The sequence below is a fragment of the Streptomyces sp. NPDC017448 genome, assembly GCF_044330565.1.
Classification (GTDB): Bacteria; Actinomycetota; Actinomycetes; order Streptomycetales; family Streptomycetaceae; genus Streptomyces.
The window spans coordinates 53,107-67,207 of sequence record NZ_JBIRLM010000009.1; the positions used below are offsets into that span (position 1 = coordinate 53,107).

13 protein-coding genes and 1 tRNA gene are annotated in these 14,101 nt (G+C 76.2%); 9 read left to right on the forward strand and 5 right to left on the reverse strand.

The features are described from left to right. Positions 1-225: 225 nt before the first annotated feature. Positions 226-1,653 carry a sensor histidine kinase gene (locus tag ACH4K1_RS16965; RefSeq protein ID WP_398090096.1) on the reverse strand — a complete coding sequence of 476 codons (1,428 nt, stop codon included), beginning with the start codon at positions 1,651-1,653 and terminating at the stop codon, positions 226-228. Beyond that, the gene (locus tag ACH4K1_RS16970) at positions 1,650-2,366 is read right to left on the reverse strand and encodes a response regulator transcription factor (protein ID WP_398090097.1); all 717 of its coding nucleotides are present in this window, start codon (positions 2,364-2,366) and stop codon (positions 1,650-1,652) included. Before ACH4K1_RS16970 ends, ACH4K1_RS16965 begins: the two co-directional genes overlap by 4 nt. 154 nt (positions 2,367-2,520) lie before the next feature. Between ACH4K1_RS16970 and ACH4K1_RS16975 the strand changes: the two genes are divergently transcribed. Further along, positions 2,521-3,129, forward strand: a complete 609-nt coding sequence (locus ACH4K1_RS16975; RefSeq protein ID WP_398090098.1) for a hypothetical protein — start codon at positions 2,521-2,523, stop codon at positions 3,127-3,129. A gap of 33 nt (positions 3,130-3,162) precedes the next feature. On the opposite strand, the gene ACH4K1_RS16980 is transcribed toward ACH4K1_RS16975, so the two are convergent. Next, positions 3,163-4,110 (reverse strand): spermidine synthase, encoded by a 948-nt coding sequence (locus tag ACH4K1_RS16980; RefSeq protein ID WP_398090099.1) that lies wholly within the window; start codon positions 4,108-4,110, stop codon positions 3,163-3,165. A gap of 76 nt (positions 4,111-4,186) precedes the next feature. Continuing rightward, on the reverse strand, positions 4,187-4,642 hold the full coding sequence (locus tag ACH4K1_RS16985; RefSeq protein WP_398090100.1) for a hypothetical protein: 456 nt from the start codon (positions 4,640-4,642) through the stop codon (positions 4,187-4,189). A gap of 253 nt (positions 4,643-4,895) precedes the next feature. Here ACH4K1_RS16985 and ACH4K1_RS16990 point away from each other — a divergent pair, with 253 nt between their 5' ends. Continuing rightward, positions 4,896-6,368 carry a tetratricopeptide repeat protein gene (locus ACH4K1_RS16990; protein ID WP_398090101.1) on the forward strand — a complete coding sequence of 491 codons (1,473 nt, stop codon included), beginning with the start codon at positions 4,896-4,898 and terminating at the stop codon, positions 6,366-6,368. A gap of 12 nt (positions 6,369-6,380) precedes the next feature. On the opposite strand, the gene ACH4K1_RS16995 is transcribed toward ACH4K1_RS16990, so the two are convergent. Next, positions 6,381-6,977, reverse strand: coding sequence for a histidine phosphatase family protein (locus ACH4K1_RS16995; protein ID WP_398090102.1), 597 nt, complete (start codon positions 6,975-6,977; stop codon positions 6,381-6,383). 253 nt (positions 6,978-7,230) lie between these two features. On the opposite strand from ACH4K1_RS16995, the gene ACH4K1_RS17000 reads away from it, so the two are divergent. The 7 genes from ACH4K1_RS17000 (at position 7,231) to ACH4K1_RS17030 (ending at position 14,095) form a co-directional block, all read left to right on the forward strand. Continuing rightward, positions 7,231-8,319, forward strand: coding sequence for a phosphatase PAP2 family protein (locus ACH4K1_RS17000; protein ID WP_398090103.1), 1,089 nt, complete (start codon positions 7,231-7,233; stop codon positions 8,317-8,319). Between the two features lie 106 nt (positions 8,320-8,425). Further along, positions 8,426-9,517, forward strand: a complete 1,092-nt coding sequence (locus ACH4K1_RS17005) for a hypothetical protein (protein WP_398090255.1) — start codon at positions 8,426-8,428, stop codon at positions 9,515-9,517. Continuing rightward, complete coding sequence (locus ACH4K1_RS17010; protein WP_398090104.1) at positions 9,508-11,232, forward strand: hypothetical protein; 1,725 nt, start codon at positions 9,508-9,510, stop codon at positions 11,230-11,232. The genes ACH4K1_RS17005 and ACH4K1_RS17010 overlap by 10 nt, the downstream gene beginning before the upstream one ends. A 31-nt stretch (positions 11,233-11,263) precedes the next feature. Beyond that, positions 11,264-12,598 (forward strand): AAA domain-containing protein, encoded by a 1,335-nt coding sequence (locus tag ACH4K1_RS17015; RefSeq protein ID WP_398090105.1) that lies wholly within the window; start codon positions 11,264-11,266, stop codon positions 12,596-12,598. 81 nt (positions 12,599-12,679) lie between these two features. Further along, positions 12,680-13,021, forward strand: a complete 342-nt coding sequence (locus ACH4K1_RS17020; protein ID WP_398090106.1) for a hypothetical protein — start codon at positions 12,680-12,682, stop codon at positions 13,019-13,021. 314 nt (positions 13,022-13,335) lie between these two features. Beyond that, complete coding sequence (locus tag ACH4K1_RS17025) at positions 13,336-14,031, forward strand: bifunctional DNA primase/polymerase (RefSeq protein WP_398090107.1); 696 nt, start codon at positions 13,336-13,338, stop codon at positions 14,029-14,031. Further along, a tRNA-Lys gene (locus tag ACH4K1_RS17030) sits at positions 14,022-14,095 on the forward strand. The genes ACH4K1_RS17025 and ACH4K1_RS17030 overlap by 10 nt, the downstream gene beginning before the upstream one ends. The last annotated feature ends 6 nt before the right edge of the window (positions 14,096-14,101 follow it).

Below are 14,101 nucleotides of genomic sequence, written 5' to 3' on the forward strand. Positions count from 1 at the left end.
CGTAGGGGTCGGCGGTGGGCGGTCCCCCGGGGCCGGTTTCCCCGCCGTCACCGGGGCGAACGGTGGCGGCGGGGCCCGACGTGGGGGTTCCCCCGGGGGAGGTGGGGTTCGACGACTTCCCGAGGGGCTTCGAGAGAACGCTAGCCGCTGCGCAACGGGCGAAGAGGGCGTTACGGACAGCGGGCGACGTTCTTAGGGTGCGCTTAAGGGACGCATCACAGCGGGTTAATGAAGCGGCCCGGCGGTGGCCCGGGGCGCCCGGCGCCGCCACCGGCCGACCCGGCGCCCGACCCGGCGGCCGTGGCCGCGCCGGTCGCGTTCGGGGCCGCCGCCGTGCAGACCGATCCAGATCCGGATCTCCGTCCCGCCGAGGACGGACCGGCCGATGCGCAGGTCGCCGCCGGTGGACTCGGCGACCCGGCGCACGATGTCCAGGCCGAGTCCGGTGGAGCCGACGGCCCCGCCCGCCCCGTCGCGCCCGCTGCCGCCCCGTGCGAGGGCGGCCTCCGGGTCGGCGATGCCCGGACCGGCGTCGGAGACCAGGACGATGACCGCGTCGCCGCTGTGGTGGACGTCGACGGCGAAGGCGGTGCCCACGGGGGTGTGGCGGAAGACGTTCCCGAGCAACGCGTCGAGGGCGGCGGCCAGTTCGGGGCGGGCGACGGGGACGCGGGCCGTACGGCCGACCCCCGCCACCCGCATCTCGCGGCCCTCGTCCTCCGCGAGCGCCGACCAGAAGCCCATGCGTTCACGGATCACCTCGGAGGCGTCGCATCCCGCCTCCCCCGGCGGCCCCTGGGTCTGCGGACGCTGTTGGCGGGCCGTGCGGATGATCGTGTCGACCTCGTGCTCCAGCTGCCGGACCGCCGCCCGGGTCTGCTCGGCCGCCGGGCCCTCCCCGAGGGAGGCGGCGTTCAGCCGGAGCACGGTGAGCGGGGTGCGCAGGCGGTGCGAGAGGTCGGCGGCCAACTCCCGCTCGTTGGCGAGGAGCTGGACGACCTGGTCGGCCATGGAGTTGAACGCGACGGCTGCTGACCGCAGTTCGGTGGGTCCTTCCTCGGGAACCCGGGCGGAGAGCTTCCCCTCCCCCAGCTCCTGGGCGGCGCCCGCGAGGTGTTGGGCGGGTCTCACCATCCGTACGCCGAGCCGGTCGGCGACCGCGACCGAGCCGAGGATCAGCGCGACGCCGACGCCCGCCAGCATGAGCCAGGCGGTGGCGACCCCGTGGGCGACCTCGCCCTCGGGGACGTGGACCTCGACGACGGCGATCTCCCCGGTGCCGAGCGCGGTCGGCTGCAGGAGCGCGAACCCGCCGACGACCTCGGCGACGGAGGCGCGCCCGGCCTTGCGCACGGCCTCCACGGCCTCAGGTGCGGCACGTCCGGTTCCGATGTCCAACGGGCCGGCGGTGGTGGGGAGATGGATGGCGAGGTGTCCCCGGCCGCCCGGTTCGGTGGACAGGACGGCCCGGGTCAGTTCGGCGCGGTCGGTGGTGATGGAGAGGGTCGGGCCGATCGTCGCGGCCTGGCGTTCGGCGTCCGAGAACGCCCGGTCGCCGGCCATCTCCCGGATGACGATGCCGAGCGGTACGGCGAAGGCGATGACGACCATGGCCGTGACCGCCAGGCAGACCTTGACCAGGGCCCATCTCATGCGGGCGGCTCCGCGGCCGGGGCGTCGGCGGGCGGCTGGAGCTTCACGCCGACGCCGCGCAGGGTGTGCAGATAGCGCGGCCGGGCGGCCGTCTCGCCGAGTTTGCGGCGCAGCCAGGAGAGGTGGACGTCGATGGTCTGGTCGTCGCCGTAGGACTGCTGCCAGACCTCGGCCAGCAGCTCCTTGCGGGCGACGACCACGCCGGGCCGTCCGGCGAGGAAGGCGAGCAGGTCGAACTCCCTCCGGGTCAGGTCGAGTCCGGCGCCGTCCAGCTCGGCGGTGCGGCGCAGCGGATCGATGGAGAGGCCGCCGACGCGGAGCACCCCGGGCGGTGGGGCCCCGGCCCCGGCGGCGCGGGAGCGGCGCAGCACGGCGGCGATCCGCGCGGAGAGGTGATCCACGGAGAACGGTTTCGTCAGGTAGTCGTCGGCGCCGTCGTTGAGCAGCCGGACGATCTCGCTCTCGTCGTCCCGTGCGGTCGCGATGATCACGGGCACGTCGGTGATGGAGCGCAGCATCTTCAGCGCCTCGCCGCCGTCCAGGTCGGGCAGTCCGAGGTCGAGGATGACCACGTCGAAGCGGAAGTGCGCGACCTCGCGCAGCGCTTCGAGCGCGGTGCCCACGCTGCGTACCGTGTGGGACGCCTCGCTGAGGTGCCGGATCAGGGCGGAACGCACGAACTGGTCGTCCTCGACCACGAGCACACTTGCCATGGGCGGCACCGTACGCCATGGCGGCGGGCCCGGTCCCGACCCCGCCGCAATCCTCCGCAAAGGCCGGAGAAGGGCGTGTACGGGGGCCCTCGCCGCCGCCAAGTGCCGTACGGAGGCGGGGCGGAGGCGGCCCGGGTGGTGCAGGATGTGCCCGATGCGACGAGGACTGGTACACGTGCTGGCGTGGACGCTCGCCACCGGCGCGGCGGTCACGCTCTCGTGGTGGGGCGTGCACACGGTCATGTCGGGGACGCTCTACGACCGGCCCCGGACCGTGCCGGTCTCGGTGGGCCCCGGGGCTCCCCCGCACGTCGGGCAGGGAGGCGGCCCGCCGCTCGTCTCCTCGACGCACCGGCCGTCGCCCTCCCCCACCGGCTCCCCGCGCTCCGGCGGCGTGCGCCCCTCGGCGTCCGCCCCGCCTCCCGCCCGTACGCCGCCGCCCGCCCCGTCGAGACCGTCCACGCGGACCGGGGCGTCCGGGACCGCCGGGGCGTCCGGGGCGTCCGGATCGGCCGGTTCGTCGGCCTCGGGCGAGGTGAAGGGCTACCGGACGGACGGCGGCCGGGTGGTGTTCGAGCTGGGCAGGCGGTCGGCGAAGCTCGTCTCCGCGACCCCGGAGCCGGGCTGGTCGATGCAGGTGTGGACCAACGACGCCTGGATCCGGGTGGACTTCAGCGACGGGGGCGGCGAGGACGGGACGACGTACTCGGTGTTCTGCACCTGGAACGGGACGCCGCCGACGGTGCAGGTCGTCGAGCCGTGAGGCAGGGCGAGCCGGTCGGGGGCCCGCGGGGGGTCAGGGGTTCTCGAAGACGGACGGCGGGGGCGCGGGCGAGGGCTCGGCCGCCGCGTCGGTGACGACGGCCGCCCCGCCGGTGAAGTCGGTGAGCGCGCGGCCGTGTTCGACGCGGCCGGGGTGCGGGTCGGTCGCCACCCGCCGGGTGAACTCCGCGACCGGGAGCGGCAGGGCGGAGGCGAGCAGCACCGCGTTGCCGAAGCGGCGGCCCCGCCACACCACCGGGTCGGCGGCGAGTGCCAGTTCGGGGAAGACGGCGGCGGCGGTGGCCACCTGGCCGCGCAGGTGGGCGAGCGGGGGGCCGTCCGCGAGGTTGGCGGCGTACCGGCCGGCGGGCTTGAGCACCCGGCGCACCTCGGTGAGGAACTCGGCGGAGGTGAGATGGGCGGGGGTGCGGGCCCCGCCGAACACGTCCGCGACGATCAGGTCCGCCCAGCCGTCCGGGAACTTGCCGAGCCCTTCGCGGGCGTCCGCCGCCCGGACCCGGACGCGGGCCCGGGGGTCCAGCGGGAGGTGGTCGCGGACGAGCTGGACGAGGGGGGCGTCGAGTTCGACGATCTGCTGGGTGGAGCGGGGGCGGGTGGCGGCGGTGTAGCGGGCGAGGGTGAACGCGCCGCCGCCCAGGTGCAGGACGTGCAGGGGCTGCGAGGGGGGCGCGGCGAGGTCGATGACGTGGCCGATGCGGCGCTGGTAGGCGAACGAGAGGTGCGCGGGGTCGTCGAGGTCCACGTGGGACTGCGGGGCCCCGTCGATCAGGAGCGTCCAGCCGCGGGGGCGCTCCCGGTCGGGTATGAGCTCGGCGACCCCGCCGCCGACCGGCCGGGAAACCGGCTCGCGCTCGGCCCGGCCGCCGCTCCGACGCCCCTGCGCCTTCGCGCCCGCACCCTTGGCCGCGGCCTTGTCCTTGGCCGCGGCCTTGCCCCCGCCCTGCCCTCCTCGACGTGCCACGTTCGCTGGTCCTTGCTGGTGGGGGCCCGGTTCGCCGGCCTCGCGAAGGTGTCCGGCCGGTGTGCCCATTATGGGCTCAGCGGCAGTTGTCGGCCGCCTCGATGATCCGGGCGGCCTGGTCGAGGGCGGCGCGGAGCACGGCCGGATCGGTGACCGGGGCGTCCTCGGCGGGCGGCAGCAGCCAGCCGGAGCCGGAGACGGGCGGCACGACGGGGAGGCGCAGCCCGCGCCCGTCGGTCCGCGTACAGGCGCTGCCGGGCACGTCCCAGCCCTCGGCGGTGCCCGGGGGCACGAGGAAGCCGAGGATGTCGCAGGCCCCGTCGTGCAGGACCGGGCCGACCGCCTCCTGGTCCCGTCCGCGCCGCAGGATGTCGACGGCTTCCAGCCCCTGCCGGGCCGGGACCGTGACCAGGTCGCAGGACGGGCTCCCCTGGGCCGGGGCCGCCGGGGGCTCGGGGGTCACCGGCGGCTCGGGGGTCACCGGTTGCGTCGCGGTCGTCCGTGAGCTGGTCTCCCCGCCGAGGTGCAACAAGGGAACCCCTCCTCTCATCGCCGAACGGAGCCACACTCCGTCTCCACGGGGACCAACGCCTGGGGAGCGTCAAGGGCTACGGCCCGACACCGCCGCAAAGGGTGGCAGTTCATGGCGGTTCAGGAGCGGTATGCCCCTTTTCGCAACGAAACGCTGTGTGTGCGGCTCGTCACAGCAGGTACGTTCATGCTCCGCCGGGGCACCGGGGACACCGGGTGGCACGCACCCCGGCCGCACCAGAGAGGGACCGGTCATGGCGTCGACAGCGGCAGTTCCCAACCTCGCCTTCCGCCGGCTGCGCGGGCCGCGCTCCGCCGGGGAGTTCGCGGCGGCCGTCCGCCGAGCGGCGCGGGAGATCGGGGAGCAGGTCGCGTGCGACGCCCGGTACATCGGGCGCGTGGAGTCCGGGGAGATCCGCTGCCCCAACTACGCCTACGAACGCGTCTTCCTGCACATGTTCCCCGGGCTCGCCCTGACCGACCTGGGGTTCTCGGCACGCGAGACCGTACGGGGGCGGGGCGCCCGGATCGCCTCCGGACCCCCGCCCGCGGCCGGCCACGCGGCGCCCTCCCCGTCCGCCCGTCCCGGTCGCGCCCCCGACCCCGATGAAGGCCCCGCCGGCCCCGGCGTCCCCGGCGCCCCCGACATCCACGACATCCCCGAGGAGAGCGACGTGCTGCGTCGCGTGTTCATGACGAGCGGCACCGCCACGGTGGCCGCCGCTTCCCTGGGCTTCGGCCGGCCGCACGCCTCCGCCGCCCCCCGGGTCTCCCTGCCCGCGCAGCGCCGGGTCGGCGAGGCGGAGGTGAGCGCCGTCGAGGAAGCCGTACGGCAGATCCGGCTGCTGGACGACCGGCGCGGCGCGGACGGGCTCTACCGGCGGGCCGCCCGCCCGCTGCGCGCGGCCTACGAACTGCTGGACGCCGGGACCACCGCACGGCGGGCCACGTCGGACCGGCTGCACGCGGGCGCGGGCGAGCTGGCCCTCTCGGTGGGGTGGCTGGCCCACGACTCGGGGCGGCTCGACGACGCCCGCTCGCACTACGCGGAGGCGCTGGCCACGGCGCGGCTGGCGGGGGACGCGGGGCTGGAGGCGCACGCGTTCTGCAACACCTCGTTCCTGGCCCGGGACGCGGGTCGGCCGCGGGAGGCGGTCCGGGCGGCGGAGGCCGGGCTGCGGGCGGCCCGCACGCTCGGGTCGCACCGGCTGGTGGCGCTGCTGGCGCTGCGGGAGGCGGGGGGCCGGGCGGGGCTCGGGGACCGGACGGGGTGCGACCGGGCGATCGGACGGGCCCGGTCGGCGTTCGAGCGGGGCCCGGCGGCGGGCGATCCGGAGTGGATGAGCTTCTTCCGGGAGGCGGAGCTGGAGCTGCTGGAGGCGCAGTGCTGGTCGGCGCTGGGCGACTGGTCCCGGGCGGCGCGGCACGGGCGGCGGGCGACGGTGCTCCAGGACGCCCACTTCACCCGGAACCTGGCGCTGTACCGGGCGCAGCTCACGGCGGACCTGGCGCGGGCGGGCCGGGTGGACGAGGCGGCGGCGACGGGCCACCAGGTGCTGGACCTGCTGGACCGGGTGCAGTCGTCGCGGATCCGGGGAATGCTGGCGGAGGCGGCTCGGATGCTGGAGCCCCGGGCCGGAGCGGCGGACGTGGCGGCCTTCCTGGCCCGCCACGGGACGTTCCCCGGCGCGTCGGACGGGCCGGGCCGGACGGGCACGGAGGACTGACCCGCTGACCCGCTACCGGTCCAGGTGGCCCGTGTCGTTCCAGCGTTCCAGGGCCGGCATCCCGTACGCCCACCCCAGCACCGACAGCGACGTCGGCTCCAGCCGCACGCGCGCGCCGAAGGACAGGTCCTCGCCCAGCCATCGAGCCCCCAGCGCCCGCAGGATGTGGCCGTGGGCGAAGACCAGGACGTCCCGGTCCGCCGACCGCGCCCAGGCGACGATCTCGTCCGCGCGGGCCGTGACGTCGGCGACGGACTCGCCCCCGGGAACCCCGTCGCGCCAGATCAGCCAGTCGGGCCGGTCCGCCTTGATCTCTGCGGGGGTCAGCCCCTCGTACGCCCCGTAGTCCCACTCCATCAGCGCGTCCCACGGCTCGGCCCGCTCCCCGAACCCGGCGAGCCGGCAGGTCTCGGCGGCCCGGACCAGCGGGCTGGTGCGGACCTCGACCCCGGGCAGCCCGTCCCACGGCGCCCGGTGCAGCCGCTCGCCGAGCAGCACGGCGCCCTCGCGCCCCGAGTCCAGGAGCGGAATGTCCGTCCGGCCGGTGTGGTTGCCCCGGACCGACCACTGGGTCTGGCCGTGGCGGGCGAGGAGGATGCGCGGTGCCATGAAGGCTCTCCCTGGAACGCTGGTGCTGGTGCTGGTGCTGGTGGGACCTTCCATCATCCCGTAGCGGATCGGCGGGCAACCTGCCGGGCCCGGCCGGCGTCCCTCCCTGCGCGGCGGCCGGGCAGCGGGATCGGGCCCGGCGGAACCGCTGCGGCCGGGCGTCCGGAAGAGGCCCCCGGTGGATACGGGGGCACGGCGCCACCGTACGGTTGAACGTTCGCCGTCGGCCGCACGACCTTGGGGGAGCTACCGGATGCCGCACGCCATCGCGCAGCCCGCGGCCGGTCATCGGCCCCGCTGGTGGACCGAGCTGCCGCTGATCGCGGTGGTCTACGCGCTGTACTCGGTGGGGCGGCTCCTGGTCCGCGGGGACGTGACGACGGCGGTCGACCACGGCCTGGCGATACTCCGCCTCGAACAGGCGCTGCACCTCAACGCCGAACACCCGCTGAACCGTCTCCTCACCACCACGCCCTCCCTCGGGATACCCGCCGACTTCGCGTACGCCTCCCTGCATTACGCGGTCACCCCGGCCGTCCTCATATGGATGTTCCGGCGCCGGTCGGCGCTGTACCGGTCGGCCCGGATCTGGCTGATGAACTCCACGCTGCTGGGACTGGTCGGTTTCTCGCTGATGCCGACCTGCCCGCCCCGGCTGCTGGACGCGAGCCACGGCTTCGTCGACACGATGGCGCAGTACAGCGCGTACGGCTGGTGGGGCGCGGGGGCGAGCGCCCCGCGCGGGCTGAGCGGGATGACCAACCAGTACGCGGCGATGCCCAGCCTGCACGTCGGCTGGTCGCTCTGGTGCGGAATCCTGCTGTGGCGGCACGGCCGCCACCCCCTCGTACGGGTGGCGGGCATCGCCTATCCGCTGCTCACCACGCTCATCGTGATGGGCACCGCCAACCACTACTTCCTGGACGCCGTCGCGGGCGCGGCGGTGATGGGGGCCGGAGCCCTGCTGGTCAAGCCCGTGACGCGGTGCGCCGACCGGGCCAAGGCGTGGGGCGCGGCCCGGTTCACCGGGCCGGCCGCCGTCCTGTTCACCGGCGGGCCCGCGGACGGGTCCGGGAGGGGGGCCGCGGGCGGGACGGCGAAGGCGGCGGGGGACGGGGCGAGGGGCCGGCCCGGGGGCGGTCGCCAACGGCCCGCCGCCGGTGCCGTATCCGCGGCCACGCCCCCGAATGTCAGTACAGGATGCGAGACTTCCCCGGGTGAGCGCATCCCCGGCCAGCGGACCACCTCCGCAGATCCCCCCGGCACGGCAGTCGACGGCGCGTCAGCCGACGGCGCCGGCCCCGCGGCCACCAGCGACGACGCTCCGGCAGCGGCTCGCTGAGCTGCGCGGCCCGTCCGTCGCACCGCATCCGCTCGACGCGAGAGCCCTCGCCGCCCTCGCCGCCAACCCCGGCTGCAAGCGGCGGGCCCTGCTCGACGGCGCGGGGGTGGACAAGGGCGTGCTGGCCACCGCGCTGGGCTCCCCGGCCCCCTTCGGGCAGTCCCAGTTCGCCTTCATGCGGGGCAACGCGTTCGAGGCGAAGGTCAAGGCCGACGGCGGCGCCGAGCTGCTGCGCCTGCTGTACGAGCGGCTCGGCGGCGGAGCGCCGGCCCCGGCCGGGGACGCCGCCGCACCCGATCTGAGCGCCGCCGGCCCCGAGGGCCGCGCCGCGCGCACCGCCCTCGCCCTGCGGGAGGCGACCGCGGCGGGCGGCTGGGCCCTGCTGGACCACCCGATGCTGGCCCTGGAGGTGGCGGGCTCCCCCGCCTATCTGGAGCCCGACGCGGTGGTGGTGCACCCGGACGGGCGGTGGACGGTGGTCGAGATCAAGTCGTTCCCCATGATCGACGCGTCGGCCGACGCGTCGAAGGTCGGCGCCGCCGCCCGGCAGGCCGCCGTCTACGTGCTGGCGCTGGAGCGGGTCGCTGCGGTGACCGAGGGCGCGGAGGTCGGGCACCGAGTGCTGCTGGTCTGCCCCAAGGACTTCTCCAACCTGCCGACCGCCTCCGTCGTGGACGTACGCAAGCAGCGTGCTGTGACCCGGCGGCAGCTGACCCGGCTGACCCGGATCGAGGACATCGCGGCGGAGCTGCCGGAGGGGACGACGTTCGATCCGGCGTGCGCCCCCGAGGAGTTGGACGCCGCCGTGGCCGCGGTGCCACCGGCGTACGCCCCGGAGTGCCTGGCCGCCTGCGAACTGGCCTTCCACTGCCGGGCGAAGTCCCGCGCCGAGGGCGCGGTGGAGGCGCTGGGCCGCGGTGTCCGGGGCGAGTTGGGCGGGCTGACCACGGTGGCCGGGGTGCTGGCCGCCGCCGCGGGCAAGGAGGGCGATCCCGCCGACCCCACGGTCGCCGCGCTCCGCCGGGCCGCCGCCCTGCGCGCCGAGGCCCTGGAGAGCGCCGCCGCCCTGCGCGCCGGGGGCGGGGCGTGGGAAGCGGCCTCCCCGCCCGGGGGCGGCGCGGACCGCGGAGCGTCGGGGGCCGGGGGCGCGGCCGATGCGGTTCCCGGGGCGTCCGAGGGGGCGGGCCCGTGTCGCTGATCACCACCCTGGCCCGGCTGGAGGCCGTCGACTCGGGTCGCGCCCAGCCGCTGGCGACCGTGCGCCACCGCCACCTCACCGACCGGCCGCTCGTGCTGGTGCCGCTGACCACCGCCGGTGAGGCCGGGGCCCCGCTCGGGGCGTTGGTCGGCACGGACCGCGAGGCGCCCCGGCTGCTGGCCGTGGCCCAGCCGCGCGACCGGGAGCTGCGGTTCGCGTTCCTGGCCGAGCTGGCGGAGGCAGTCCTGCCGCACATCGAGGCGTACGCGGACGTCGTCGAGCCCGCCGAGCGCAACGAGACGGACCCGGCGACCGGCAAGAGGACCAAGGTCGAGGTCGAACTGTGCACGGACGCCGCCCAGCTGATCGTGCCGAGCCGGGCGGGCATCGAGTTCGTCCGGCTGCTGGGCCGGTCGATGCGGTTCCGCCGCACCGCCGAGGAGGACCCGGACACCCCGTATCCGGCCCCGGCGCGGGTGCCGCTGCTGGGCCGCTGGCTGACGCACTACGGGGAGCGGGCCCGGGTGCCCGGCTCCTCCCTGCTGCTGGCCGCGACGGATCTGCTGAACCGGCACTGGGCGACCGGGCAGAGCAGCCTGGAGGACCAGCACCTGGGCGCGCTGCTGTCCTGGATCGACCCGCCGGCCGGCTCCTCGGGGGCCGAGGCGGCGCTCCGGGCGGAGCTGGCCCGGGACGGGGAGGGCCAGTTGCTGTGCCCGCCGGCCGGTCCGGCGACCGACCCGGACTTCGACAACCGCCTGCTCGCCCCGGCGATCGAGCGGTACGACCGGGCCCGGACGGCGTTCGCCTCCGCCGAGGACGGGTTGGCCGCCGATGCCCGCCTGGCCGAACTGAGCGGCGCCGAGCGGCAGATCCGTTCGCTGCTGGCGCGGGTGATGCTGCCGACCTGGGACGCGGTGTGGCGGGGTCTGGACCTGCTGCGGGAGCTGCCCGAGGGGGACCGGGCCGAGGACCGCTGGTCCCGGGACCGGTGGTCGTTCACCGGCCACCGCGACCGGGTGCGCTCGGGCGAGCCGCCGCAGCCGCGCCGCGACGACGCGGTGACGGCGGCCCAGAAGCTGGCGTCCCGGGAGACCGCCCAGGCGCAGTTGGAGGCGCAGGAGGCGCTGGACGATCCGCTGGTGCTGGCGGGGCGGCGGCTGGCGGGCGAGGCGTTCCTCGCCACGGTGACCGGGGTGGAGATGGCGTACACCGAGTCCAAGCGGCCCTCCCCGCGCCCGCTGGTCACGGTCCGCACGGACGAGCGCCCGCACCTGGCCGAGCGGACGAAGGTCTACCGCTCCCTGGACGGGAAGCCGCAGACGGCGGAGTTCGTACGGTACGCGGAGAGCCCCCCGGACGGCGCGGGCGCGCCCGGGTCCGCAGCCGGGACGCCCCCGGGCTCCACGGCTGACGCGGGCGGCTTCCCGGCCGGGGCGGAGGGCCCCCCGGCCCCCGGGCCCGCCGACGGCGGCGAGGTCCTGCTGGTGCTGCGGGTCCTGGACCGGATGGGCCGGGGCAGGGAGCCCGCGCCCGGCTCGGTGCCGGAGCCCGGGGAGCGGATCGCCTGGACCCTGTTCGAGCACGACCAGCGCGGCGGGCCGAAGCTGCCGGACCCGGAGGAGACGCCGTGGACCCACGGCGGTCCGCCGGGCGCGGACGCCGCCGCACGCGCGGAGCACCCCGACCCCGTCACCCCGGAGGACCTGCTGTGACCCCGACGCCCACCGCCCCGGAGGGACCGCTGTGACCGCCGTCTTCGACCCGGGCGCGGCGGCGGCCCGTGCGACCGGCGCGATCCTCGACGACACCCTGCACGGCGGCAGCCGGGGCGTCGTCGTGGACTCGCCCCCCGGCGCGGGCAAGTCGACCCTGGTGGTGCGGGCGGCCCTGGAGCTGGCCGCCGCCGGGCGTCCGCTGATGGTGATCGCGCAGACCAACGCCCAGGTCGACGACCTGGTGGTGCGGCTCGCGGAGAAGGACCCGGAGCTGCCGGTGGGGCGGTTGCACAGCAGCGACTCCGACCCGTACGACAAGGTCCTGGACGGGCTCGCCAACGTCGCCAAGTCGGCGAAGGCGGCGGATCTGGCCGGGCTCGACGTGGTGATCTCGACGGCCGCCAAGTGGGCGCACGTGAAGAACGTGGAGCCGTGGGGGCACGCGATCGTCGACGAGGCGTACCAGATGCGCTCGGATGCGCTGCTGGCGGTGGCCGGGCTGTTCGAGCGGGCGCTGTTCGTCGGGGATCCGGGCCAGCTGGACCCGTTCTCGATCGTGGGCGCGGACCAGTGGGCGGGGCTGAGCTACGACCCGTCCGCGAGCGCGGTCTCCACGCTGCTGGCGCACAATCCGGAGCTGCCGCAGCACCGGCTGCCGGTCTCCTGGCGGCTCCCGGCGTCGGCGGCCCCGCTGGTGTCGGACGCGTTCTACCCGTACACGCCGTTCCGCAGCGGTACGGGCCACGGGGACCGGAAGCTCTCGTTCGGGGTGGCGTCGGACGGCTCGGGGCCCGACCGGGTGCTGGACGAGGCGGCGGAGTCCGGGTGGGGGCTGCTGGAGCTGCCGGCCCGGCACACCCCGCGCACCGACCCCGAGGCGGTACGGGCGGTGGCGCTGGTGGTCCGGCGGCTGCTGGACCGGGGCGGCGTCGCGACGAGCGAGCGGGCGGACGGGCCCGTTCCGGTGACGGCGGACCGGGTGGCGGTCGGCACGGCCCACCGCGACCAGGCGGCGGCGGTGCGGGCGGCCCTCGCGGAGCTGGGCGTCACGGGGGTGGCGGTGGACACGGCGAACCGGCTCCAGGGCCGTGAGTTCGACGTCACGGTGGTGCTGCACCCGCTGTCGGGGCGGCCCGACGCGACCGCGTTCCACCTGGAGACGGGCCGGCTGTGCGTGCTGGCGTCCCGGCACCGGCACGCCTGCGTCGTGGTGTGCCGGGAGGGGGTGGCGGAGCTGCTGGACGAGCACCCGTCCACGGAGCCGGTCCAGCTGGGCGTCACGGTGAAGTTCCCGGACGGCTGGGAGGCCAACCACGCGGTGCTGGCCCACCTCGCCGAGCACCGGGTCCGGTGGCGGCCGTAGCGGGGCTGCCGGGCGGGGCCTCTTGCGCGGGGTCGGACAATGGAAGGTGGCCGTCCCGGCCGCGCGAGGAAGGAACAGCACATGACAGAGTCCGAGCGGAACGAACGGCAGCGGCTGCGTCCCGCGCCGCTGCTCTTCGAGCCGTCTCAGGCCGTGGCGGACCCGGAGCACTTCTTCGACCTGGAGTCGATGGAGGACCCCGGGGAGCTGCTGGCCCGGGCGACCGAGCTGACCCAGGCGTTCCGGGTGGCGACGGACCGGTCGGTGGAGTTCCAGGCGATCGCGGCGGCGCAGCTCGCCGATCCGCGCCGGTTCGACCGGCTGACGGCTGCGGACGTCGCGGAGCGCGCGGAGTGGACCGAGGACTACGCGAAGAAGATGATCGAGTTCGGCCGCTCCCTGCTGGACACGCCGAGGGCCTGAGCCGGACCGTGCGGGCCCGGGCCGGTGCGGGCCCGGGCCGGTGCGAGCCAGGGCCCGCACGGAAGCCGCGAGCCCGCGCTCGGGCAGGCCGGGGGGCGCGCCCCGCACCCGGGATCCGGGGGCGCGTGCTCCCGTACGGGGCCCGGGGCGCCGAGGAGACCGGTGGGACCTGAGGGGCAGGTGGGGCGGCACCAGGCCGGAGGTCAGGGCCCGTGGCATATTCCGGCGGGCAAGATACCCCTCCCTCCGCCGCCCTGTCCCGTTTTCCGGCAACTCTCGGAATCAGTTCCGTCACTCTTGGTAGACCTTGCTCCATGAGCGCATGGCTGAAAGACGAAACGACCCTGCACCCCGGTGCCGCCCCGCACCACGGCGTCGGCCTCTTCGCCCTGCTGCGGGACCAGTGCGGTTCCCAGGCCGCACAGGTCACGGCGGCCGGCGCCGCCTGGCTGGCCGGGGCCACCCCCTACCCGCGCAGCACGCTCGCCCAGTGGGAGGAGCGGCCGACCGCACCCGGGGTACTCCCCTGCGGTTCCGCCTTCGACGTGGTGAACGTGCCGGCCCTGTTCGGACGGCGGATGCTGGAGCGGCTCTGGGCCGAGGGGCCCGGCTCCGGCCCGGTCGCCACGCACCGGGGCCGCATGCTGTTGTTCGCCACCCCCGGGACGGCCCAGCGGCTGCCCTCGCTGCTCTCCTGGGAGGAGTGGGGGCCCGGCGGCCCCGAGGGCGTGGACGAGGCCGGGGAGCGGCGTGGCGCGATGCCGTCCCTGCTCTGCCACGGCACCGGTGACGCCGTGACCGTACCGCCGCTGACCTGCGCGTCCCCGGACGGCGGGCCGCGCTGGCTGGTCGCCCCCGACACCCGTTCCCCGTGGCTGCCGGGCCCCGACGTGCTGCTCTGGGCGTGCGTACGGGTGAGCAGGTCCCCGCTCCCCCGGGCCGGGGACCGGACGATTTTTCCTCGGGCGGACCAGGGTGCTAATGTCTACGACGTCAGCAGGCGCCGTTAGCTCAGTTGGTTAGAGCAGCTGACTCTTAATCAGCGGGTCCGGGGTTCGAGTCCCTGACGGCGCACCGACG